The organism is Allochromatium palmeri, from assembly GCF_009720725.1.
Classification (GTDB): Bacteria; Pseudomonadota; Gammaproteobacteria; order Chromatiales; family Chromatiaceae; genus Thermochromatium; species Thermochromatium palmeri.
This window is the reverse complement of sequence record NZ_WNKT01000044.1, coordinates 1-20,906: the sequence shown is the minus strand read 5'-3', so window position 1 is coordinate 20,906 and position 20,906 is coordinate 1. Positions and strand designations below refer to the sequence as shown.

The following is a 20,906-nucleotide window of genomic DNA, read 5'->3' as shown; positions in this document are numbered from 1 at the left end:
CCTTACAACTGCACAGTGTCGTAACACGCAACGAACAGAGGATGCCCCACATGCAAACCATCTCGTTCTCCGACGCCCGCAACCACCTCAAAGAAGTTCTGGATCGCGTCGCCGCCGATGCAGACTATACGGTGATCACCCGCCATCATGCCGATGACGCGGTCGTGATGTCCCTGGCACACTTCAATAGCCTGATGGAGACCGTGCATCTGCTCAGGTCGCCGGCCAATGCGGCACATCTGGCCCGCTCCATCGCGCAATATCAGGCCGGCGAAGTCCAGGAACGCGAATTGATCGATGGATAGACGCCTTGCCTGGACCGGCGAAGCCTGGGCCGATTATCTCTATTGGCAGTCGCAGGATCGCAAGACGCTGAAGCGCATCAACGCCCTCCTGACCGATACGCTCCGCACACCATTCACCGGAATCGGCAAACCCGAGCCTTTGCGCGAAAACCTCGCCGGATTTTGGTCCCGCCGCATCGACGACACCAACAGATTGGTCTATGCGGTCGACGACAGATACCTGACAATCATTTCGTGCCGTTACCACTATTGAGATGAGCGCGACGATCCACATGGCTCGCGGCGTCTCGGTCCAACGCTTCGCCGGGTGAACCGCTATCGACCACGATCCGGTTGCGTCCTGCGCCCTTGGCCTTATACATCGCCGTGTCAGCACGCCGCAGGATGTCTTCCTCATCCGCCGCTGCATCAAACAACGCCAGGCCGATACTGGCCGTGCAGTGGTGCTCGATCGCTGTCTCGACATCCGCACGCGCCAGCCGATAGGGTTCACCCACCCGATCGAGGATCTTGCGCGCGATGCGTTTCGCGTGATCCTGTGCCAGTGCCTGATCGTCGTCCAGATTGCCCAGCAGCACGACGAATTCGTCACCGCCGAAGCGTGCGACCGTATCCATATGACGGACACACTCACCGAGACGCTGCGCCACCTCGACGAGCAACAGATCGCCGACCGCATGACCATAGCGATCGTTGAGCGGCTTGAAGTTGTCGAGATCGAGGAACAGCAGCGCGCCATGACCGCCATCGCGCCGCAACGTAGCCAGCACGCGACCGAGGCGGTCGAATAGCAAACGCCGGTTGGGCAAGCGCGTGAGCGGATCAAAGAAAGCCAACTGGCGGATCTCCTCCTCCAGCCGCCGGCGCTCGCTGATGTCATTGGCCAGCGACACCACCTCGCGCGGCTCACCCGGACGCTCAGGCAGCCAGGCGTTGAACCACTCGCAGGTGATCACATGACCGTCGCGGGTCAGATTATCGTTGACGCCTTGCGGCAGAACGTTTTCCCGAACCATGTGCCCGAATCGCGGCGTCAGACGCTCCCGCTCGGACTCTGGCAGCAGGAACTCCACGAAGCGGCGACCGAGCACCTCCTCGCGCCGCCAGCCGAACAGGGCTTCGGCCTGGCGATTCCAGTCGGTGACGATGAAGCCCTCGCGCCAGACGACCCCCGCCGAGGCCGTGGTCTGGAAAATCACCCGATGGCGTTCCTCGCTGCGCGACTTCGCGTCAAGGGCGAGGGCGAGACGGCGATTGGCGCGATGGATATAGAGGGCGAGGGCGCTCACAAGCATCAGCAGGGCCAGGGCGATGTACAGCCTGGTCAGGTCGGGATGGCTGTCCGGCTCGTACAAAAAACCGTCGAACACATAGTTCCGGGGCAGCAGGCCCAGATCGGCATAGGTCGCAGCGATATGGCGCCAGCGACCCCGGTTCATGTAGCCGACTTCGATCAGGTCGGTGCGTAGCAGCGGCACCATGCGCTCGGCCTCGAACAGATAGAAGTCGCGCGGATGCTGTTTTGAATACTTGGCGAGGATGAGGTCGGCGATCTCCTCGGGATGCTCCATCGCATACTGCCAGCCACGCAGACTGGCCTCGCGGAAGGCGCGCACCCGCTGCGGATGATGCTTCAGTTCCTCCTCAGTGGTGAACAGATTGTCGCCGTAGAAATCGATGCCGACACTGCGAGGGGTGTAGGTCTGATAGGAAAGGCCGGAAGCTTCGAGATAGTACGGCTCGTTGGTGACATAGGCCGACATGGCATCGATCTGCCCCGCGATCAAATCCTGTGGCTCGAAACTGTGGGGCACCTGAACGAGTCGGTCGAGGCCGATGCCTTCCTGCTTCAGATAGGCGATCAGTTCGTCGGACTGTGGCTCGATCATCACCCGCTTGCCAACCAGGTCGTGGATACCCTGGGTGCCCAGAGTGGCGAGATCCTGACGCGCTACCAGCACCAGCGGCGAATGCTGAAACACCACCGCCAGCACCACGACCGGCTGCCCGGCGGCACGCGCCAGCAAGAGACTACTGGTGCCGACGCCATACTGGGCCTTGCCGGACAGCACGGATTCCAGCGCATCGATGCCGGGACCGGCTTCCAGCAAACGCACGTTCAGGCCAGCATCGCGGTAGTAGCCCTGTTCCAGGGCGGCGTAATAGCCGGCGAACTGAAAGGCATGGCTCCACTTGAGCTGAAGGCTGACGGTCTCCAGTGCCTGGGCCGGTTCGCCGGCCTGGGCCAGCGTGCAGACGAATAGAAAGCCGTACCACATCGAACGCACACAAGCCGAAATTTCACAGCGAATCAACATGCGTGCTGTCCTCGGTGACGGATGGGAACGCCTGAGCCTGTTTCGCCGTCCCTCCCGCGCCACTCAGCTCGTGCCGAGCAGGGCATCCAGATCCAGTTCGATGGCCTCGAAGGGCGGGATGGGGGCGCGTCCGCTCCCTTCGAGCGTCGCGATCTCGCGCCAGTCGCCATCGATGAGTCGGTAGGCGATCAGCCGCCGTTCCTCGGGCCAGATCAGCCAGTAATCGGGCGTGCGATGTCGCTTGAGCAGCAGCGGCAGCACCAGGGTGTCTTTCTTCTCATGTCCGGGCGAGACGATCTCGCAGACCCAATCCGGCGGCAGATCGATGACGCCGCTGGGTAGCCTGGGCAGACGCTCCCGACGCCAGCCGGCCAGATCATGCGATGGGCACTCGTGGACCTCGTAGGCGACGCTGACCTCTGTGGCGAACCACCAGCCGCCGCCGTGTCCATCGCGGCCGCCGAATGGATACAGTTCGCCGCGCAGGTTGCCCTGTGCGACGCCGTGGGCAATGCGTGCCATCGGCCGACGCACGATGTCTCCGCCGATCAGTTCCATCCGCTCTTCCGGGGACAGGAGCAGATCGTCGATCGTGTTGAGTTTCAGTGCTTCCATGGGACGCCTCCGGCAATGGATCGAAACCTGGGTATATTCGCGCAACCGACCCGCCGACTCCAGCACCCCGGTCGGTCCACCGGCGGAACGCGATGGCGGTTTCGTCATACGGCGCCCAAAATAGCGACCGAAACGCCCGCACTTCAAACGCCGGAGCGACCGGAACGAATCTCACGCGAGACGCCCAATCATACGATGACCACTGAATTACCGAACACGACGATTGAACGCGACACGCGCCAAGCCGCGCTGCTCGCCCTGCACGCCGAATTGGAGACCTGCCGCCGCTGCCCCAAGATGTATGGGCCGGCGGTCCACAGCGAATCGGTGCTGTCGCCCGTGATGCTGATCGGGCAGGCGCCCGGCACGCGCGAGATCGAACAACTCAAGCCCTTCTGCTGGACCGCCGGCAAGACGCTGTTCAACTGGTTCGCCCCGCTCGGACTCGACGAGACTGCCTTTCGCGCGCGCATCCTGATGAGCGCCGTCTGTCGCTGCTTTCCGGGCAAGAATCCCAAGGGCGGCGACCGGGTGCCGGATCGTGACGAGGTGGCTCGCTGCGAGCACTGGTGGCGCGGCGAGCTGGAACTGTTGCGTCCGCGCCTGCTGCTGCCGGTCGGCAAGCTCGCCATCGCGCAACTCATGCCGGTGTCGCGTCTGAACGACGTCATCGGCCACCAATGGACCTATCGCTCGCCCGAGGGCTGGGAGGCCGATGTCATCCCGCTGCCGCATCCGTCCGGCGCCTCGACCTGGTTTAAGATGGAGCCGGGACGCACGCTCCTGGCCCAGGCACTCGACCTGATCGCCGCGCATCCGGCCTGGCACGCGGTGCTGGACGCCGAATCGGACCCGATCCCGTGCGCTTAGCCCGATGTAAGATCAGCCGTCCGCCGCCTCGGCATCCATCAGCACCTCCAGACGGCCGGCGGAGATGATCCTGGAGACAGGCAGATCGGCCCCCGCGCGCCAGCGCGCCAAGGCTTCGTGCTTGCCTCGACCCGTGACCAGGATCAAAATAGCACGACTCGATCCCAGGGCCAGAGGTGTCAGGGAGACGCGCTCGGCCGGTGGCTTAGGCGCGCCGTAGACCGGAATCACCAGGGCCGCCTCCTGAATTGGATGGCCTGGAAAGAGGCTCGCGGTGTGCCCATCTTCACCGAGTCCCAGCAACACGAGATCGAAGGGGCGCCGGTCGCGGATCAGCTCGGCATAGCGTGCGGCGGCCGTCTCGGCGCCGAGTTCGGCGGGGATGGGATGGATATTGTCCGGCGGAATCGGTACCCGGTCGAGCCAGACCTCGCGCGCGGCCAGACTGTTGCGCTCAGGATCATCCGCCGGCAGACAGCGCTCGTCGCCGAAGAAAATGTGCCAGCGCGCCCAGTCCGCCGGCTGGTCGACGAGCCGGCGATAGGCCGCCAGCGGGGTACGCCCGCCGGCCAGGACGAGCTGAAAGCGCCCGCGCTCAGCGATGGCGCGCTCGGCGGCATCGAGCAGCCGGCGGGCCGTCGTCTCGGCGATCTGCTCGGCTGAAGCGAAAGACTGGAAGTCGAGGCTGGTATCGGGCATGGTTTGGTTATCCTATTGCGCGCGCGGCGTGGTTTGACTCAGCGATAAACCGTTTTGGGTTAGCTGGGTTCGCGTCAACCCGTTCATCTGATCATGGAAACGATGGCCCAATGAAGATACTCCTGGTCGACGACTCCAAATCGGCGCGTTATGCGCTCAGGCTCCAACTCCAGAAACAGGGCGTCGAAGTCGACATGGCCGAATCGGCCGAAGCGGCTTTTGAAAAGCTCAAGGGCGAGTTGCCCGACGCCATCCTCATGGATCACATGATGCCGGGGCTCAACGGCTTCGAGGCGCTGGAAGTGATCCGCGAAGATCCGCGCACGGCGGCCATTCCGATCATCATGTGCACCTCGCACGAAGAGCCCGAATTTGTCGCCACCGCCCAGAAGAAGGGCGTCTTCGGCATTCTGCCTAAATCGGCCGCGCCCGAGCTGCTGCCCGAGATGATGGGTCGATTGCAGACCGAACTTGCGTCCATCACGGCGAAGGCGCCGGCACCAGCCGCCGGCAAGCCCGCCGCCAGTGCACCCGTCGAACCCAAGCCAGCCGAAACGCCGCCGACCACACCCGCTGCACCACCGGTCGTATCGCCGGGATTGTCGGAAGAGGCGATCATCAGGCTGTTCGAATTGCGTCTGGAAGAGCGTCTGCCCCGCCTGCTCTCGCCGATGCTCGATGAGCTGAGGCGTGAACTCAACGAGACCGTACTCAATGAGTCCGCGCGTTTGATCGAAGAGCGCCAGGCCAACGAGCACTCGGCCAGACAGTCGGCGGCACCCCAGCCGACCATGGCTGATCTCCAGGCAATCTCGACGCGCCTGGCTACCGAGACCCTGCCGGATCTCATCAAGCGTGCCATCCAGACCGAGCGCACCCACATCCAGGACTGGGTCGACAAGCGTCTCAGCGAGACCCTGGCCCAAGCGGCGGTGAGCGAAGATCATGAGCGCTCGGACGCCGACGAGATCGCGCGCAAAGCGGTGGGCATGGCGCGGCGCGAGTCCAAGGAGGTCGTAGATGCCGCCCTCGCCACCGCGCAGCAGTCCATTCAGTCACTGGAAGAACGACTGCCAGCCATGGGGCCGGTCTATGGTCTCATCGTGCTGGCCGCGCTGCTCGGGATGGGCGCGGCGGGGGCGGTCTACTATCTGCTCAGCCGCCTGACGTGAGCGCCAAGCGTTTCAGCGACACGCGATGAGCCATCCCGAGCGAGTGATCCCCGAACTGATCCTGGGCTGGCGCGAATGGCTGGCGCTGCCTGATTTGGGACTGCCGGCGATCAAGGCGAAAATCGACACGGGCGCGCGCACCTCGACCCTGCACGCTTTCTATGTCGATACGTTTCGGCGTGGCGGGCAACTGTATGCGCGCTTCGGCGTGCACCCGCTCCAGCATCGCGCCGATGTCGTCGTCCATAGCGAGGCGCTGGTGATCGACCAGCGTCAGATCTCGGATTCGGGCGGGCATCGCGAAGAGCGCTATATCATCGAGACCCGTCTGGCGCTGGCCGGTCTGGACTGGCCGATCGAGCTGACCCTGACCAATCGCGAGAGCATGTTGTTTCGGATGCTCCTGGGACGAACGGCCATCGCCGGTCACGCCCTGGTGAACCCTGAGCGATCCTTCGTGACCGGTCGGGCACGACAGCCCTGGGAATTGTATGGGATGAATAAATCATGAGCATCGATTGGAACGACTATTCCTGCGAGGATTTCTACGACGAGCTGGTCGAGGCGCCCGGCAAGGCGCGCGACTGTGTCGATGGTCTGCTCCAGGATCTGGAGGATCTCGGCCATGATGAGCTGGTCACGCGCCAGGAGGCGGCCGATGTCGCCATCAAGGAAATGGGCATCACCTTCACCGTCTATTCGGAGGAGGGTGGGGCGATCGACCGCACCTGGCCCTTCGACATCATCCCGCGCATCATCCCCCAGTCCGAATGGGATCGGGTCGAAGCCGGACTTCGCCAGCGCGTCCAGGCACTCAACCTCTTCATCGACGACCTCTACCACGATCAGCGCATCATCGCTGATGGTGTCTTTCCGGCCGAGGTGCTGGCCAAGTCGGTCAATTTTCGACCGCAATGCGTCGGCGTGAATCCGCCACTCGGGATCTGGGCGCACATCTGCGGCTCGGATCTGGTGCGCGACGCCGATGGGACCATCTATGTGCTGGAGGACAATCTGCGCGTGCCCTCGGGCGTGTCCTACATGCTGGAGAACCGGCTGGTCACCAAGCGCGTCTTCCCCGAGCTGTTCGAGCATTACGCCCCGCTGCCGGTCGACGACTATCCCTCGCAACTCTTCGACACCCTGGCGGCGCTCTCGCCGCGCCCGGCCGACTATCCCGAGGTCGTGGTGCTGACGCCCGGCATCTACAACTCCGCCTATTTCGAGCACGCCTATCTGGCTCAGCAGATGGGCTGCGAGCTGGTCGAAGGGCGCGATCTGTTCGTCGATGATGACGACTGTGTCTATATGCGCACCGTCGATGGCGCCGAGCGGGTCGACGTCATCTATCGGCGCGTCGATGATCTCTTTCTCGATCCCGAAGCCTTCCTGCCCGATTCGGCGCTCGGTGTGCCCGGTCTGCTGCGGGCCTGGAAGGCGGGTAAGGTCGCCCTGGCCAATGCGCCGGGCGCCGGCGTGGCCGACGACAAGGTGGTCTATGCCTTCGTCCCCGAGATCATCCGCTACTATCTCGACGCCGATCCCATCATCCCCAATGTGCCGACCTACAGGTGCATGGACTCAGACTCGCTGGCCTATACGCTCGAACATATGGAAACACTGGTCGTTAAGCCGGCCAACGAGTCCGGCGGTTACGGGATGCTGGTCGGCCCGGCCTCGACCAAGGCCGAGCGCGAGCGTTTCGCCGAGCTGATCAAGAAGGATCCGCGCAACTACATCTCCCAGCCGGCGCTCAAGCTCTCGACGGTGCCAACCATCATCGGGCGTAAGCTCGAACCCCGGCATGTGGATCTGCGCCCCTTCATCCTCTCGGCCGACCGCCAGCAGGTGACCATGGGCGGACTGACGCGGGTGGCCATGCGCAAGGGGTCGCTGGTGGTCAACTCGTCACAGGGCGGCGGGAGCAAGGACACCTGGATCCTGCCGGATTGCGCTAAAGATTGATGGAGTCGGGTTTATGCTGTCGCGTGTTGCTGAAAACATCTACTGGCTGTCGCGCTATGTCGAGCGCGCGGAAAACACGGCGCGCATCGTCAGCGTCAATGCCAACCTCTTGCTCGACCTGCCGCGCGGCATCGCCCCCGGCTGGCGTCCGCTGATCGACATCACGGGCGCCAATGCGCTGTTTGAGGAGCACTACAAGGACTATGGCGAGCGCCAGGTGGTGCGCTTTCTGATCGGCGATGAGCGCAACTCCGGTTCCATCCTCTCGGCCCTGAGCGCGGCGCGCGAAAACTGCCGCACCATTCGCGACTTCGTGCCGCGCGAGTCCTGGGAGCTGCTCAACGAACTCTATCTCTATGCGCGTGACGAGCTGCCCAAGGGGCTGACCAAGAGCGGGCGTCATGTCTATCTCAAGCATCTCATCCAGGGCGCGCAGACCATGACCGGCATGCTGTCGGGGACCATGCTGCACGATCAGGGCTATGACTTCCTGCATCTGGGGCGCTTCATCGAGCGCACCGACATGACCACGCGCATCATCGACGTGCGCTCGGCCAATCTGCTGCCCGAGGAGACCACCGAGCTGCGTCCGTTCGAGACCATTCAGTGGGTCAGCGTGCTCAAGTCGCTCACCGGCTACCAGGCCTATCGGCGCAGTGAGCAGATCCGGGTATTGCGCGGACCGGTGTTGCGTTTTCTGCTCCAGCATCCGGTCTTTCCGCGCTCAGTCAATTACAGCCTGGAGTCGCTACGCAAGAGTCTGGAGAAGCTGCCGCGCAATGAGGCGACATTACGGATCGCTGGACGTCTCAAGCGCATGCTGGAGGGCGTGGAGCCGCGACGGCTCAATCAGCAGCAGCTCAAGAGTTTCATCGACGAGTTCCAGATCGGTGTCGGCGACCTGCATGATGAGATCGCGCGCACCTGGTTCCTGCCGCCGCCGGAGCTTGAGCCGAAGTCGCCATCGCAGTCACAGTCGCAAGTACAAACGACAACGACTGCGCGAGAAAATAAAAAAGAGGAGAGAGGATGATGAATATCGCTTCACTGCCCGCGATCCTGCTGGCCCTGGCCGGTTGGACGCTGACCGCCCTGAGCGCCGCGGCCATGCTCTCCGGCCCCTATGATGGGCGTACCTGCCAGACCGATTGTGTCCAGACGCTGTTCTTCTCGGGCATGGCGACCGGCATTCTGGGCTTGATTCTGGGCATTGTCGGATTGCGCTTCGTCACCGGGCGCCGGCTCAGTCAGGTCTCGCTGTGGCTCGCCGGGCCATTGTGCGCCATCTTTGCCGCGCTCTTTCTGATCGGCAATCTGGCCTGAATCCAATCGATCCGGGATCAAGCCTCGGTCGTCAGATCACGCAGCGTCAGATCCTTCAGACTTTCGCCCAGGGCCGTTTCGATCCGGGATTCGATCGCCGTGATCGCCGGCTCGATCGGCTGACCGGCCGCTCCCATCCGCTGCTCGCCCCAATGGCGCACCCGCTCCAGGATGTCCAGCACCCTGATGTCCTCGGGCGGGCGCGCCAGCACATAGCCGGCCGGCTCGGCCGCGGTGCGCACGACATAGCCCGCGTCCTCGAGCAGATTCAGGGACGCCTGGATGGTGCGTTCCGGCTGGCGCACCGCCTTGGCCAGGGTTCGGCGATCCTGGGGCGGCTCGGCGGCAAGATGGGTGCGCGCGATGGACATGGCGATCATCAGGGCCAGACGCTCACGCTGGCGCGGACTCGGCTCCGGCTCGCGCTCGGGCGAGTCGAGCAACTCCGGGTGTTGCTGATAGAAAGCAATGCTGCTGCCGACGAGCAGGATCAGCCAGCCGAGATAGATCCAGATCATGAGCAGGATCAGGATCGCCAGACTCGAATAGATGGCGGTGTACTGGGTCGAGCCGGCCATGAACTGGGCGAACAGCGCCCCGACCGACTGCCACAGCAAACCGGCCACCAGACCGCCGATCAGCGCCGAGACCAGCCGCACCTGGGTGTTGGGCACGAAGCGGTAGATGAAGGTGAAGGTCACCGAGATCATCAGATAGGGCGCGAGCAGCCGCACCAGCTCCATCAGCCAGCTCACCGGCTCATAATCCATCACCGAGCGTAGTAGCGGATTGCCGCCGAGCGAGGCCGAGACACCGACGGCCGAGAAAAACAGCACCGGCCCGATGGTCAGCACGCTCAGATACTGGGTGAAGCGTTGCGCGAACGGGCGGACTTCGTCGACGCGCCAGACATGGTTGAACGACTGCTCGATCTTCTGGATCAGCGAAACCACGGTATAAAACAGCATCCCCACGCCCAGCGCGCCGAGCACGCCGACCTGCATGCGGTCGACGAAGCCGATGAGCTGCTGTGTGATTTCCACGCCTGATTCGCCGAGCGGTTCGAGCGCATTGGCCAGCAGCGGCTCGATCTGGTTGTGCACGCCAAAGCCCTTGAGCACCGAGAAGCTGACCGCCAGCAGCGGCACCAGCGACAGCAATGTGGTGTAGACCAGGCTCATGGCGTAGAGCGTCAGATGGCCCTGTGTCAGATCGCGCGCCACGGCGTGGACGAGCCGCCCGATCTGGATGGCGTGGACCTGCCAGGGTGGTAACTGGTCTAGATCCTGGCCCCAGAGCAGGGTTTCCAGTCGCGTCTGGAGGGTTGACGTGTGCGTCATGTCGGCAGCCTGACAGCTCGATACTTGGACTCAATCCAGCCAGCCTAGTCGGAGTGTTGAGGCTTTTCAAATGCCGGGAGCCGCTCGGTTGGCGATCATGGGCGGCATCTTGCCGAACGGAGCTAGTCCAAGTCGCGGATCTCAGGCGACTTTTCCAGCTCCGCTGTCAGGCGCCTATCCCGAATCCATTTTTGATGGATTTTTCCGTTTCGGACAGGCGCGGTGCTGGCCGTTAGACTAGCGTCCCCCCGCTCGGGGTTGCCCTCCTTTTCAGCCGTCGCGCAGGACTCCCGTGGACCCAACTTTCGTTCATCTGCATCTGCATTCCGAATATTCGCTGGTCGATGGCCTGGTGCGTATCAAGCCGCTGGTCAAGACGGTCGCGGCGGCCGGAATGCCGGCGGTCGCTGTCACCGATCAGGGCAATCTGTTCTCGCTGGTGCGTTTCTACAAGGCCGCTGTGGGTACGGGGGTCAAGCCGATCGCGGGCGCGGATCTCTGGGTGCGCAATCCGGAGGACGCCAATCAGCCGCATCGCCTGGTGCTGCTGGCGCAGGACGAGCCGGGCTATCGCAACCTGACGCGACTGATCTCGCGCGGCTTCGTCGAGGGGCAGCATCTGGGTGTGGCGCAGGTCGAGCGCGACTGGATCCTGGAGGCCCATCAGGGCTTGATCGCGCTCTCGGGCGGTCTACGTGGCGATGTGGCCGAGGCGTTGCTCAAGGGCCGGGACGCGATCGCCGAGCAGCGGCTCGACGCCTGGCTGTCGGTGTTCGGGGATCGCTATTACCTGGAGCTGATGCGCACCGGGCGCGCTCTGGAAGGCGAGCTGATCGAGGCCAGCGTCGATTTAGCCATCCGGCGCGGCGTGCCGGTGGTGGCGACCAACGACGTGCGTTTTCTCGCCGCCAGTGACTTCGAGGCCCACGAGGCGCGTGTTTGTATCAACCAGGGCCGTACCCTCGACGACCCGCGCCGCCCGCGCGATTACAGCGAGGAGCAGTATCTGCGCACTCCGGCCGAGATGGCCGAGCTGTTCGCCGATCTGCCCGAGGCGCTGGAGAACACGGTCGAGATCGCCAAGCGCTGCAACCTGGAACTCCGGCTGGGGAAGAACTATCTGCCGGTGTTCCCGGTGCCCGAGGGCATGACCACCGACAGCTTCTTTGCCGAGCAGTCGCGCCGGGGTCTGGAATGGCGTCTGGAGCGGATTCTCGATCGCACCGCGCCTGAGTATGCCGAGCGGCGCCGGGTCTACGAGGAACGGCTCAAGATCGAGCTGGACGTCATCATCCAGATGGGCTTCCCCGGCTACTTCCTGATCGTGGCCGACTTCATCCAGTGGGCCAAGGACAACGGCATTCCGGTCGGGCCGGGGCGCGGCTCGGGCGCCGGCTCGCTGGTGGCCTATGCACTCAAGATCACCGATCTCGATCCGATCGAGCATGAGCTGCTGTTCGAGCGCTTTCTTAATCCCGAGCGCGTGTCCATGCCCGACTTCGATATCGACTTCTGCATGGAAGGGCGCGATCGGGTCATCGACTATGTGGCACGCAAGTACGGGCGTGAGGCGGTGTCGCAGATCATCACCTTCGGCACCATGGCGGCCAAGGCGGTGGTGCGCGATGTCGGGCGCGTCATGGGGCATCCCTATGGCTTCGTCGACAAGATCGCCAAGATGGTGCCCTTCGAGCTGGGGATGACGCTGGAGAAGGCGCTCAAGGAGAGCGAGGATCTCAAGCGTGCCTATGACCAGGACGAGGAGGTGCGCGCCCTGCTCGACATGGCGCGCACGCTGGAGGGGCTGACGCGCAACGCCGGCAAGCACGCGGGTGGCGTGGTGATTGCGCCTACGATCCTGACCGATTTCGCGCCGCTCTATTGCGAACCGGGCGGGGTGAATCTGGTCACGCAGTTCGACAAGGACGACGTGGAACAGGTCGGGCTGGTCAAGTTCGACTTTCTGGGGTTGCGTACGCTGACCATCATCGATTGGGCGCTCAAGACCATCAATGCCGGGCGCGCCGCCCAGGGCGAGCCGCCGCTCGACATCGAGCGCATCGACCCGCGCGACCGGGACGCTTTCGATCTGCTCAAGCGCTGTGAAACGACGGCGGTGTTCCAGCTCGAATCGCGCGGTATGAAGGAGCTGATCAAGAAGCTCCAGCCCGACAGCTTTGACGAGATCACGGCGCTGGTGGCGCTGTTCCGGCCCGGTCCGCTGCAATCGGGCATGGTCGATGATTTCATCGAGCGCAAGCATGGACGCGCCGAGGTCGCCTATCCGCATCCGGATCTGGAGCCGATCCTCAAACCCACTTACGGCATCATCCTGTATCAGGAGCAGGTGATGCAGATTGCGCAGGTGTTGGCGGGGTATTCGCTCGGTGGGGCGGATATTCTGCGTCGCTGTCTGGCCGGCTCGACCGAGGTCGTCGATGCCGCGACCGGGCGACGAGTGACGCTGACCGAGATCGCCGCCGCGCCCGAGGTCTGGATCGGACGCGAGGTGTTCGCGCTCGATCTGAAAACCCAGAAGATCGTGCGCCAACCGATCGCCGCCGTCTATCGCAATGGCGTGCAGGAGGTGTTCGAGGTCACGACACGCACCGGACGCCGGATTCAGGCGACGGCGACGCATCTGTTCTATACGCTCATGGGGTGGAAGCCGCTGGGGGGCTTTGTCGAGGACGAGACGATCGGATTGGCGGCACGGTTGCCGTTGGAAAGCGATGAACCGCAGTCAAGGATTGGCGTCGAGTCGGATATCTTGTGGGATGTAATCGAGTCGATCCGCCCGCTAGGCCGGATGGAAGTCTTCGATCTCACCATTCCCAAACATCACAATTTTATCGCCAACGATTTTATTGCCCACAATTGCATGGGCAAGAAGAAACCCGAGGAGATGGCCAAGCAGCGCGAAACCTTTGAGCAGGGTGCGCTAGCACGAGGAATTGATGGTCAGCTCGCCTCGCATGTGTTTGATTTAATGGAATATTTTTCTGGTTATGGATTTAATAGGAGTCACAGTGCCGCTTACGCCTTAGTCAGTTACCAAACCCTCTGGCTCAAGGCGCACTATCCGGCCGCCTTCATGGCCGCCGTGCTCTCGGCGGACATGGACAACACCGACAAGGTCGTAACCCTGATCGACGAATGCCGGACGATGAAGCTCAGGGTCGAGCCGCCGGCCATCAATCGCTCCGACTATCACTTCACCATCGCCGACGACAAGACCGTCGTCTATGGCCTGGGCGCGGTCAAGGGCGTGGGCGAGTCGGCGATCGAGGCCATGCTGGAGGCGCGTCGTGCCGGCGGTTCCTTCCGCGACCTCTGGGATTTCTGCGGCCGCATCGACCTGCAACGGGTCAACCGCCGCGTGCTGGAGTCACTGATCCGCGCCGGCGCGCTCGATGAACTCGGCCCCAACCGTGCCACGCTCATGGCCCATCTGCCGCTGGCGCTCAAGGCCGCTGAGCAGTCCCGCAATACCCGCGCCGCCGGGCAAGTCGATCTGTTTGGCGTCATGGAACCCAGCGGCCCACCCACACGCGACCCGCAGCTCGCCCGCGAGACCCTCGCCGACTGGGAGGACGAACAGCGTCTCCAGGGCGAAAAGGAGACGCTCGGACTCTATCTCACCGGACATCCGATCGACCGCTACGAGGACGAACTCAAGGCGATGGGCGGGGCGCGTATCGCCCGCTTGCTGGAGACCGATCGCGAACTCGGACGCCGCGACCGGCGCGACCGCGAAAAACGCACCGTCGTTGGGCTGGTGGTCAGCGTGCGGCACGGCAAGACCCAGCGCGGACGCATGGGGTCGGTGGTGCTCGACGACCGTACCGGGCGCATTGAGGCCACGGTCTTCTCCGAACTCTATGAACAGGCGCGTCATCTGCTGGTCGCCGACCAGATCCTGAGCATCACGGGCGCGCTCAACTTCGACGAGTTCCGCGACGCCTGGTCGCTGCGCGCCGACAGCGTGCGCACCTTTGAGGAGGCACGCGCGACCGCCGCCGATCATCTGCTCCTGACGCTGGATCTGTCCGATCCATCCGTCCATGCGCGGGGGCTGGAGCGGGTCGAGGAACTGCGCGCGGTCCTGCTCGCCCATCGCGATACGGCGCGCGAGACGAGTCTGCCGATCCGGTTGATCTATCGTCGTCCCGGTGCGGTCGGCGAGCTGATGCTGGGGAGTGCCTGGCGCGTTCGTCCGGCCGATGCCCTGCTCAAGCAGTTGCGCCAGTTGCTGGGAGCCGAGAGTGTCCGCGTCTCTTATGAGCGCCCGGTCCAGCCGGCACCCATATCCGAGTTACAGTCGCCGCCGCGACTGCGGGCGGTGTCCTGAGGGCGTTCGGTATGTCCTATCACCCCCACGATACCGGCACGCCAGCATCTGCGGCAATCACCGTGTCGTTTTCAATATCGGCGGCAACAAGTACCGGCTCGTGGTGGAGATGCAGTACCGGGCCGGCATTGCCTGGGTCAAGTTCATCGGTATCCATGCACGGTATGACGAAATCGACGTGGAGACGGTCAGTCAACTACCCCGGCCTGAAGGCTGGAGCTTGTGAGAGCAAGCTGGGTTGACCAGCCTCAGCCCGCCTGACCAGGAGGGTCGAAAGGGGCTACGTGTGCCACAGGTCGCTAAGACTCACCGGCGGATGCTTCCTCAGTCCGCCGCTCTGAAAGGTCGGGATCAGGCTGACGAAAGGTAAAGCGTTGAAGGTCTTGATCGCCGCGCAAGCGGGAGCCGGTTGCACACATTGGCGAGGGGAGCGACCACGTCGCGAGGCGTGGTCCGTCACCAGGCCCTTACGGGCAGAGCCTCACGGCCCGGCAGGTGGAAAGCCTGCACCTGTTTCCGGCGGCTGCACGGTCGTAGCCGCTATCCCTCCCCGGCCTGAAGGACGGGGTTTCTCGCGGATGAACCGATGAATATTAAGCCGATTCGGAACGATGACGACCTGCGCGCCGCTTTCGAGCGTCTCGAAGCCATTTTCCAGGCGCCCGAAGGATCGGCGGAAGCGGATGAAATGGAGATCCTGGTCGCTTTGGTCGAAGCCTGCGAGAACCGGCACTATCCAATCGGGCCGGCCGATCCGGTCGAGGCGATCAAATTTCGCATGGAGCAGCAGGGGTTGGCCCCAAAGGATCTGGAACCCTATATCGGTTCGAGCGGTCGAGTTTCGGAGATCTTGAACCGCAAGCGGCCCCTGAGCCTGCGGATGATCAAACGCCTGCACGATGGTCTGCGCATCCCCTATGAAAGCCTGCTGTCGCAAGCTCATTCAATTTGATCCGGCGCACTCATCCCGCCGATACCCTTTCTGCACCATCAACTTTTGCGGCCTTCAAGGTGTCAAGTCTCGCCCCGAACTGTCCGGGAGTCTTCGGTGAAGCCCGGATCCGTGTGTAGCGGTTTGCGCTAAACTGGCTGGATCCGCACTGACTCAGAATGAGCATACGCATGCCGTTCACCCCCCTGCATCTGGGACCGGGAATCGCTCTCAAGGCCGGACTCGGCGACCGCTTCAGTCTGCTGGCCTTCGTTCTGGCCCAAGTGGCTATGGATCTCGAACCACTGATCGGACTCCTGTCCGGTGCGCCGATCCTGCATGGCATCACCCACACCTATCCGGCCGCGCTGGTCATCGGACTGGCTGTTGCCGTCATCACGCCACCGCTGGGACGACCGATCCTGCGCCGCTGGAATCGAGAGCTGACCTATTATCGTCTCGACCGACTGGTTCGACCGGCGATCCTGGCGCGCGGCCCGGTCATGCTGGGCGCCTTGAGTGGAACGCTCTCGCATGTGGCGCTCGACAGTCTCATGCACGCCGACATGCAGCCACTGTCGCCCTGGTCATCGGCCAATGGCTGGCTGGGAGCGATACCGATGTCGGCGCTGTTCTGGGGCTGTGTGCTCAGCGGCGTCCTCGGAGCCGCTGTCTGGCTGCTCCGCAGTTGGTTCGAGCGTCCTGGAGGCCGCCATGCCTGATCCATCCATCCCCGATCGCACAGCCATCGTCGGCTGCCTGCTCGGCACGGCCGTAGGAGATGCACTGGGTCTGCCCTATGAGGGACTGTCGCCCCAGCGCGCCGCGCGGTTGCTTGGCCCACCGGAGCGTCAGCGACTACTCGGGCGCTGGGGGTTGGTATCGGACGACACCGAGCACACGGCCATGGTCGCACAAGCCCTGATCGCCAGTAGCGGCGACCCGGAACGCTTCCGCCGCTCACTGGCCTGGCGGTTGCGTTGGTGGTTTCTGGGGCTGCCGGCCGGTGTCGGCTGGGCCACACTGCGGGCGATCCTGCGTCTCTGGATCGGGATTCGCCCCGAGCGCAGCGGGGTCTATTCGGCCGGCAATGGTCCGGCCATGCGCGCGGCCATCCTGGGCGTGACGATCGCCGATCCGGAATCACTGCGCGTCCTGGTTCGCGCCAGCGCCCGTCTGACCCATACCGATCCCCTGGCCGAGCAGGGAGCCTGGGCTGTGGCCTGGGCGGCGCGGATGGCCGGCGCGGGTCCGGTCGACCCAGTACGCTATCTCGCCGAGGTGCGCACGTCACTCGGGACCGAGGGTCAAACGCTCACGACCCTGATCGAACGCGCCGTCGATTCGGTCAACCAGGGCGAGTCGAACGAAGCCTTTGCCCAGGGTCTGGGATTGGCGCGCGGCGTCTCGGGCTATGTCTGTCATACGGTGCCGGTGGCCCTGCACGCCTGGTTGTCGCATCCGCGCGATTACCGGGCCGCCGTCGGGGCCGTCATCCGCTGCGGCGGCGATACCGACTCGACCGCTGCCATCGTCGGGGGGATTCTCGGCGCCGCCGTGGGACGATCCGGGATTCCGGACGACTGGCTGAACGGCGTGATCGAATGGCCGCGCTCGATCGCCTGGCTGGAACGGCTCGGCGAGCGTCTGGCCGCAAGCCGGACACCAGTAACCTCCGTGCGACCGCTACCGCTGTTCGTGCCCGCTGTGCTGATCCGCAATGCGTTCTTCCTGCTGGTGGTGCTGGCCCATGGCTTCCGGCGTCTGGGGCCGCCGTACTGAATCGCGCATCGACCAACGCCTCAAGCATCAGTCATCCAACGGTCGGCGCCGCTGCTGCTTGCGCCGACTCTGCACCTGCTTGGCCTGGAGCCGCCGTTCGCGCGAGGCCCGGGTCGGCTTGGTGGCGATGCGCCGCTTGGGACGGTGGAGCGCCTGACGGATCAGACCGACCAGCCGCTCGCGTGCATCCTCGCGATTGCGCTCGCGTTCGCGAAAACGATGAGCCTCGATGGTGATGACGCCGTCCTGATCGGCGCGCCGTCCCGCCAACTGCACCAGACGGCGGCGGACGTCCTCGGGCAGGGCCGATGAGCGGGCGGCATCGAAGCGCAGTTGCACGGCGCTCGCAACCTTGTTGACGTTCTGACCACCGGGTCCGGGCGCACGGATGAAGCGCTCGGACAACTCGGCATCGGGGATGAACACTGTGGGCGTGATCTGGAGCATGGTGTGGATTGTGACAGGCGCGGGCGAAGCGCGACAGGGCATCGTGAATCGGCGGGTTATACTTTTCCTCAGAGCCGGCCTGAATCCGTCGCTACTCAAGGCCGTGAAGCCATACAGTTCCACCTCCGTCGCTTCGAGCGACAGGAACCGACATGACCATTAAGCAAGTGATCACCGACGGCGACACGCCGATCAAGGTCTGGACCGACGAGCTGGACGCGCGCTCGCGCGAGCAGTTGGTCAACCTCTCCACATTGCCGTTCATCCATCGTCATATCGCCGCCATGCCGGATGTCCATGCCGGCATGGGCGCCACCATCGGCAGCGTGATCGCCACCGACAAGGCCGTCATCCCGGCAGCCGTCGGTGTGGATATCGGCTGCGGCATGGCGGCGGTGCGTACCTCACTGACGGCCGATCGGCTCGACGCCTCGACACTCAAGCGCGTCTTCGATCAGATCAGCCGCGACGTACCGGTCGGACGCGATCAGCACCGCGACGACCGCGCCCGCACCCAGGCCGCCGAGCCCTTCGCCGACCCTCTGGCAGCGCTGACCGACACGCATCCCCAACTGCGCAAGGCGTTCAAGCGCTTCGACAACTGGGTCAACCAGCTCGGCACGCTCGGTAGCGGCAATCACTTCATCGAGGTCTGCCGCGATGAGGACGACCGGATCTGGGTCATGCTGCACTCGGGCAGTCGCGGCATCGGCAACGCCATGGGCACCTATTTCATCGATCTGGCGCGGCGCGAGATGCAGCGCTGGATGATCCGGCTCCCCGACCGCGATCTGGCCTACTTCCCCGAGGGCACCCAGTACTTCGATGACTATGTCGCGGCCGTGTCCTGGGCGCAGGCCTATGCGCGCGCCAATCGCGAACAGATGATGCTCCTGGTGCTGGCCGCGCTCGAACGGCATCTGCCGGCCTTCGAGCTGACCGATGCGGTCATCGACTGCCATCACAACTATGTCGAGCGCGAACATCACTTCGGGGCCAATGTCTGGGTGACGCGCAAGGGCGCGATCCGGGCGCGCGACGGCGAGCTGGGGATCGTACCGGGCAGCATGGGCGCGCGCAGCTACATCGTGCGCGGCCAGGGGAATCCCGAGAGCTTCTGTTCCAGCGCCCACGGTGCCGGGCGGCGCATGAGTCGCACGGCGGCTGAGAAGCAGTTTACACCGGCGGATCTGGAAGCTCAGACTCAGGGTGTGATCTGCCGCAAGGACAGGGGCGTGCTCGACGAGATCCCCGGCGCCTACAAGGACATCGACCAGGTCATGGCCAATCAGGCCGATCTGGTCGAAGTCGTGCATACGCTCAAGCAACTGGTCTGCATCAAGGGGTGAGGTCGCCAATGCCAGTCGTCTGTGTCGCCTATGCGTGCGGACTGGAGCGAGGTCGAGACCCTGTTCGCCCATCGCGATACGGGGCGCGAGACGAGTCTGCTGATTCGGCTGATCTACCGTCGTCCTGGCGCGGTTGGGGAACTGATGTTGGGGAATGCTTGGCGTGTTCGTCCTGCCGATGCGCTGCTCAAGCCGTTGCGCCAACTGTTGGGAGCCGAGAGTGTCAGGATTTCTTACAAACGTCCGGTCTACCAAGACCTTGGCGCAGTGGATGGAGTACGAGATCGCCATCCGCCGTGCGGCGGATCTCTACACGCTAAGTGTCGAGCCTGAATTCAGCCGGGATACGCACGGCTTGGCTGTTGCCATTCATGAAGACACGGGTGATCGAGGTGCTCATAATTTTTGAATGTACATACTTGAACGTATGTATGTTATCCAGGTCATCCTGGTTCCGCAATGTCGAACGCCTGAATCGCGCCATCGCCCGAGTTCGAGGTAGAAAAGGTTCGGCAGCACAAGAGCATCGACGAATGATGCTTTCCTGGGCCGAGTTGGGGTCGGAAGGCGGCCAGCCTTGATTATCGTTTCGATCACCGCATTTTTGGCTCCCTCGCTCTGAGGTCGCGTGTGACCAGCCAAGCTGGAGCATGGGAACGAGCGAATAGTGATCGATTTTTTTACAGCGTGCGCTTTGGTGAAGAAGTTGTTTTTTCTTTGATCTTTGCTTTTAAATTTACGACTAACAAATTTAGCTGCTGTCAGGAGCTTTGTCATGAAAAAACTTAATTTTATAACAGTGGCGCTCTTGGTTTTTTCGGCGCCATCCTTGCAAGCCGTTCCTATCTTACAGGTGGGCGCATGTACAGATTCGAGTTGTACAGATTACATTGCTAATAGCACTCAAGGCAGTGATGAAGACACGGCGTTTGCTTCAGGAAATTCATTTATGCTTGCTGTAGCGGGTGCCTGGAAAAAAGATGTTTTTCAGCTAGGCGGGCAATATGCAGAAGGTTCGCTGCTTGGTGATGATTGGTCTAATCTTGATTCGACGTTATCTAGCTTTAATGGAAAAGGCGCAATACTTATCGCCTCTGTTGAAAATGGAATTCTAAATGGCAAAGATGGTTCCGGTTTATCCATTACCATGGGTGGTAATGTGTTAGATCCATTTTTATTTGGCCAAGATAGTTATTTTCCTAACAATCACTACCCTGTTAAAAATGATGTTTCTGATTTTCTATTCTTTGATTTAGGAAATATTTTTGGTCCTTTTTCTTATACAGTTGCTAAAAACGGCCAGCCTGATGGGTTGACTGATATTCCTGATTTTCAAGGCAGCGGATCTGGTGATGGAGTTATTAAGTACATCTATTAAATAATTTTAACAAAATACCTGTTTGAGTATATAATAAATATCTCTGCCATAAGCAAGAAGC

Annotated in this window: 22 protein-coding genes; 17 read left to right on the top strand and 5 right to left on the bottom strand. The window is 62.8% G+C overall.

Annotated features, from left to right (window positions below; genetic code table 11):
• Positions 1-50 precede the first annotated feature (50 nt).
• Positions 51-305 (top strand): type II toxin-antitoxin system Phd/YefM family antitoxin, encoded by a 255-nt coding sequence (locus GJ668_RS15905; RefSeq protein WP_155451115.1) that lies wholly within the window; start codon positions 51-53, stop codon positions 303-305.
• Complete coding sequence (locus GJ668_RS15900) at positions 298-558, top strand: Txe/YoeB family addiction module toxin (protein ID WP_155451114.1); 261 nt, start codon at positions 298-300, stop codon at positions 556-558. Before GJ668_RS15905 ends, GJ668_RS15900 begins: the two co-directional genes overlap by 8 nt.
• Here GJ668_RS15900 and GJ668_RS15895 read toward each other — a convergent pair.
• Together GJ668_RS15895 and GJ668_RS15890 are read right to left on the bottom strand one after the other, a co-directional pair.
• On the bottom strand, positions 533-2,623 hold the full coding sequence (locus GJ668_RS15895) for an ABC transporter substrate-binding protein (RefSeq protein WP_222930800.1): 2,091 nt from the start codon (positions 2,621-2,623) through the stop codon (positions 533-535). The two genes, GJ668_RS15900 and GJ668_RS15895, sit on opposite strands and share 26 nt — an antisense overlap.
• Positions 2,624-2,686: 63 nt before the next feature.
• Entirely contained in the window at positions 2,687-3,238 is a 552-nt protein-coding gene (locus tag GJ668_RS15890; RefSeq protein WP_155451113.1) for a Uma2 family endonuclease, read from the bottom strand.
• A gap of 195 nt (positions 3,239-3,433) precedes the next feature.
• Between GJ668_RS15890 and GJ668_RS15885 the strand changes: the two genes are divergently transcribed.
• A complete protein-coding gene (locus tag GJ668_RS15885) occupies positions 3,434-4,108 on the top strand; it encodes a uracil-DNA glycosylase family protein (protein ID WP_155451112.1) in 675 nt (224 codons plus the stop codon).
• Between the two features lie 12 nt (positions 4,109-4,120).
• On the opposite strand, the gene pgl is transcribed toward GJ668_RS15885, so the two are convergent.
• Positions 4,121-4,807, bottom strand: a complete 687-nt coding sequence (pgl, locus tag GJ668_RS15880; RefSeq protein ID WP_155451111.1) for a 6-phosphogluconolactonase — start codon at positions 4,805-4,807, stop codon at positions 4,121-4,123.
• Positions 4,808-4,917: 110 nt separating this feature from the next.
• On the opposite strand from pgl, the gene GJ668_RS15875 reads away from it, so the two are divergent.
• Genes GJ668_RS15875 through GJ668_RS15855 form a run of 5 tightly spaced genes read left to right on the top strand, consistent with a single transcriptional unit; the run spans position 4,918 to position 9,267 of the window.
• The gene (locus GJ668_RS15875; RefSeq protein ID WP_155451110.1) at positions 4,918-5,979 is read left to right on the top strand and encodes a response regulator; all 1,062 of its coding nucleotides are present in this window, start codon (positions 4,918-4,920) and stop codon (positions 5,977-5,979) included.
• Positions 5,980-6,004: 25 nt separating this feature from the next.
• Positions 6,005-6,490: an ATP-dependent zinc protease family protein gene (locus GJ668_RS15870; RefSeq protein WP_155451109.1), complete on the top strand. Its 486-nt coding sequence runs from the start codon at positions 6,005-6,007 to the stop codon at positions 6,488-6,490.
• On the top strand, positions 6,487-7,944 hold the full coding sequence (locus GJ668_RS15865) for a circularly permuted type 2 ATP-grasp protein (protein WP_155451108.1): 1,458 nt from the start codon (positions 6,487-6,489) through the stop codon (positions 7,942-7,944). The genes GJ668_RS15870 and GJ668_RS15865 overlap by 4 nt, the downstream gene beginning before the upstream one ends.
• Before the next feature lie 13 nt (positions 7,945-7,957).
• Positions 7,958-8,977 carry an alpha-E domain-containing protein gene (locus GJ668_RS15860; protein ID WP_155451107.1) on the top strand — a complete coding sequence of 340 codons (1,020 nt, stop codon included), beginning with the start codon at positions 7,958-7,960 and terminating at the stop codon, positions 8,975-8,977.
• Entirely contained in the window at positions 8,977-9,267 is a 291-nt protein-coding gene (locus tag GJ668_RS15855) for a hypothetical protein (RefSeq protein ID WP_155451106.1), read from the top strand. Before GJ668_RS15860 ends, GJ668_RS15855 begins: the two co-directional genes overlap by 1 nt.
• A gap of 17 nt (positions 9,268-9,284) precedes the next feature.
• Here GJ668_RS15855 and GJ668_RS15850 read toward each other — a convergent pair whose 3' ends face one another.
• Positions 9,285-10,607, bottom strand: coding sequence for a YhjD/YihY/BrkB family envelope integrity protein (locus GJ668_RS15850; protein WP_155451105.1), 1,323 nt, complete (start codon positions 10,605-10,607; stop codon positions 9,285-9,287).
• A 292-nt stretch (positions 10,608-10,899) separates the two neighbouring features.
• Here GJ668_RS15850 and dnaE point away from each other — a divergent pair, with 292 nt between their 5' ends.
• The 5 genes from dnaE (at position 10,900) to GJ668_RS15820 (ending at position 17,671) form a co-directional block, all read left to right on the top strand.
• A complete protein-coding gene (gene dnaE, locus GJ668_RS21120; protein ID WP_186343152.1) occupies positions 10,900-14,958 on the top strand; it encodes a DNA polymerase III subunit alpha in 4,059 nt (1,352 codons plus the stop codon).
• Positions 14,888-15,184: a type II toxin-antitoxin system HigB family toxin gene (locus GJ668_RS15835; protein WP_155451128.1), complete on the top strand. Its 297-nt coding sequence runs from the start codon at positions 14,888-14,890 to the stop codon at positions 15,182-15,184. The genes dnaE and GJ668_RS15835 overlap by 71 nt, the downstream gene beginning before the upstream one ends.
• A gap of 360 nt (positions 15,185-15,544) precedes the next feature.
• Positions 15,545-15,910 (top strand): helix-turn-helix domain-containing protein, encoded by a 366-nt coding sequence (locus tag GJ668_RS15830; protein WP_155451104.1) that lies wholly within the window; start codon positions 15,545-15,547, stop codon positions 15,908-15,910.
• A 170-nt stretch (positions 15,911-16,080) separates the two neighbouring features.
• Complete coding sequence (locus tag GJ668_RS15825) at positions 16,081-16,611, top strand: DUF4184 family protein (RefSeq protein WP_186343151.1); 531 nt, start codon at positions 16,081-16,083, stop codon at positions 16,609-16,611.
• Entirely contained in the window at positions 16,604-17,671 is a 1,068-nt protein-coding gene (locus tag GJ668_RS15820) for an ADP-ribosylglycohydrolase family protein (RefSeq protein ID WP_155451102.1), read from the top strand. Before GJ668_RS15825 ends, GJ668_RS15820 begins: the two co-directional genes overlap by 8 nt.
• 27 nt (positions 17,672-17,698) lie before the next feature.
• Here GJ668_RS15820 and arfB read toward each other — a convergent pair whose 3' ends face one another.
• Positions 17,699-18,118, bottom strand: coding sequence for an alternative ribosome rescue aminoacyl-tRNA hydrolase ArfB (gene arfB, locus GJ668_RS15815; RefSeq protein WP_155451101.1), 420 nt, complete (start codon positions 18,116-18,118; stop codon positions 17,699-17,701).
• A 152-nt stretch (positions 18,119-18,270) separates the two neighbouring features.
• On the opposite strand from arfB, the gene GJ668_RS15810 reads away from it, so the two are divergent.
• The 4 genes from GJ668_RS15810 (at position 18,271) to GJ668_RS15800 (ending at position 20,845) form a co-directional block, all read left to right on the top strand.
• The gene (locus tag GJ668_RS15810; protein WP_155451100.1) at positions 18,271-19,467 is read left to right on the top strand and encodes an RtcB family protein; all 1,197 of its coding nucleotides are present in this window, start codon (positions 18,271-18,273) and stop codon (positions 19,465-19,467) included.
• Positions 19,468-19,497: 30 nt separating this feature from the next.
• Positions 19,498-19,800: a hypothetical protein gene (locus GJ668_RS21295; RefSeq protein WP_425482503.1), complete on the top strand. Its 303-nt coding sequence runs from the start codon at positions 19,498-19,500 to the stop codon at positions 19,798-19,800.
• Positions 19,739-19,876, top strand: coding sequence for a hypothetical protein (locus GJ668_RS20140; RefSeq protein ID WP_186343150.1), 138 nt, complete (start codon positions 19,739-19,741; stop codon positions 19,874-19,876). Before GJ668_RS21295 ends, GJ668_RS20140 begins: the two co-directional genes overlap by 62 nt.
• A 366-nt stretch (positions 19,877-20,242) precedes the next feature.
• Positions 20,243-20,845 (top strand): choice-of-anchor N protein, encoded by a 603-nt coding sequence (locus GJ668_RS15800; RefSeq protein ID WP_155451099.1) that lies wholly within the window; start codon positions 20,243-20,245, stop codon positions 20,843-20,845.
• Positions 20,846-20,906: the final 61 nt, after the last annotated feature.

Excerpts from the sequence above, each read along its gene's own strand:
- GJ668_RS15905 (WP_155451115.1), top strand. The coding sequence starts at position 51 with ATGCAAACCATCTCGTTCTCCGACGCCCGCAACCACCTCAAAGAAGTT.
- GJ668_RS15900 (WP_155451114.1), top strand. The coding sequence starts at position 298 with ATGGATAGACGCCTTGCCTGGACCGGCGAAGCCTGGGCCGATTATCTC.
- GJ668_RS15895 (WP_222930800.1), bottom strand. The coding sequence starts at position 2,623 with ATGTTGATTCGCTGTGAAATTTCGGCTTGTGTGCGTTCGATGTGGTAC.
- GJ668_RS15890 (WP_155451113.1), bottom strand. The coding sequence starts at position 3,238 with ATGGAAGCACTGAAACTCAACACGATCGACGATCTGCTCCTGTCCCCG.
- GJ668_RS15885 (WP_155451112.1), top strand. The coding sequence starts at position 3,434 with ATGACCACTGAATTACCGAACACGACGATTGAACGCGACACGCGCCAA.
- pgl (WP_155451111.1), bottom strand. The coding sequence starts at position 4,807 with ATGCCCGATACCAGCCTCGACTTCCAGTCTTTCGCTTCAGCCGAGCAG.
- GJ668_RS15875 (WP_155451110.1), top strand. The coding sequence starts at position 4,918 with ATGAAGATACTCCTGGTCGACGACTCCAAATCGGCGCGTTATGCGCTC.
- GJ668_RS15870 (WP_155451109.1), top strand. The coding sequence starts at position 6,005 with ATGAGCCATCCCGAGCGAGTGATCCCCGAACTGATCCTGGGCTGGCGC.
- GJ668_RS15865 (WP_155451108.1), top strand. The coding sequence starts at position 6,487 with ATGAGCATCGATTGGAACGACTATTCCTGCGAGGATTTCTACGACGAG.
- GJ668_RS15860 (WP_155451107.1), top strand. The coding sequence starts at position 7,958 with ATGCTGTCGCGTGTTGCTGAAAACATCTACTGGCTGTCGCGCTATGTC.
- GJ668_RS15855 (WP_155451106.1), top strand. The coding sequence starts at position 8,977 with ATGAATATCGCTTCACTGCCCGCGATCCTGCTGGCCCTGGCCGGTTGG.
- GJ668_RS15850 (WP_155451105.1), bottom strand. The coding sequence starts at position 10,607 with ATGACGCACACGTCAACCCTCCAGACGCGACTGGAAACCCTGCTCTGG.
- GJ668_RS15835 (WP_155451128.1), top strand. The coding sequence starts at position 14,888 with ATGAGCGCCCGGTCCAGCCGGCACCCATATCCGAGTTACAGTCGCCGC.
- GJ668_RS15830 (WP_155451104.1), top strand. The coding sequence starts at position 15,545 with ATGAATATTAAGCCGATTCGGAACGATGACGACCTGCGCGCCGCTTTC.
- GJ668_RS15825 (WP_186343151.1), top strand. The coding sequence starts at position 16,081 with ATGCCGTTCACCCCCCTGCATCTGGGACCGGGAATCGCTCTCAAGGCC.
- GJ668_RS15820 (WP_155451102.1), top strand. The coding sequence starts at position 16,604 with ATGCCTGATCCATCCATCCCCGATCGCACAGCCATCGTCGGCTGCCTG.
- arfB (WP_155451101.1), bottom strand. The coding sequence starts at position 18,118 with ATGCTCCAGATCACGCCCACAGTGTTCATCCCCGATGCCGAGTTGTCC.
- GJ668_RS15810 (WP_155451100.1), top strand. The coding sequence starts at position 18,271 with ATGACCATTAAGCAAGTGATCACCGACGGCGACACGCCGATCAAGGTC.
- GJ668_RS21295 (WP_425482503.1), top strand. The coding sequence starts at position 19,498 with ATGCGTGCGGACTGGAGCGAGGTCGAGACCCTGTTCGCCCATCGCGAT.
- GJ668_RS20140 (WP_186343150.1), top strand. The coding sequence starts at position 19,739 with ATGGAGTACGAGATCGCCATCCGCCGTGCGGCGGATCTCTACACGCTA.
- GJ668_RS15800 (WP_155451099.1), top strand. The coding sequence starts at position 20,243 with ATGAAAAAACTTAATTTTATAACAGTGGCGCTCTTGGTTTTTTCGGCG.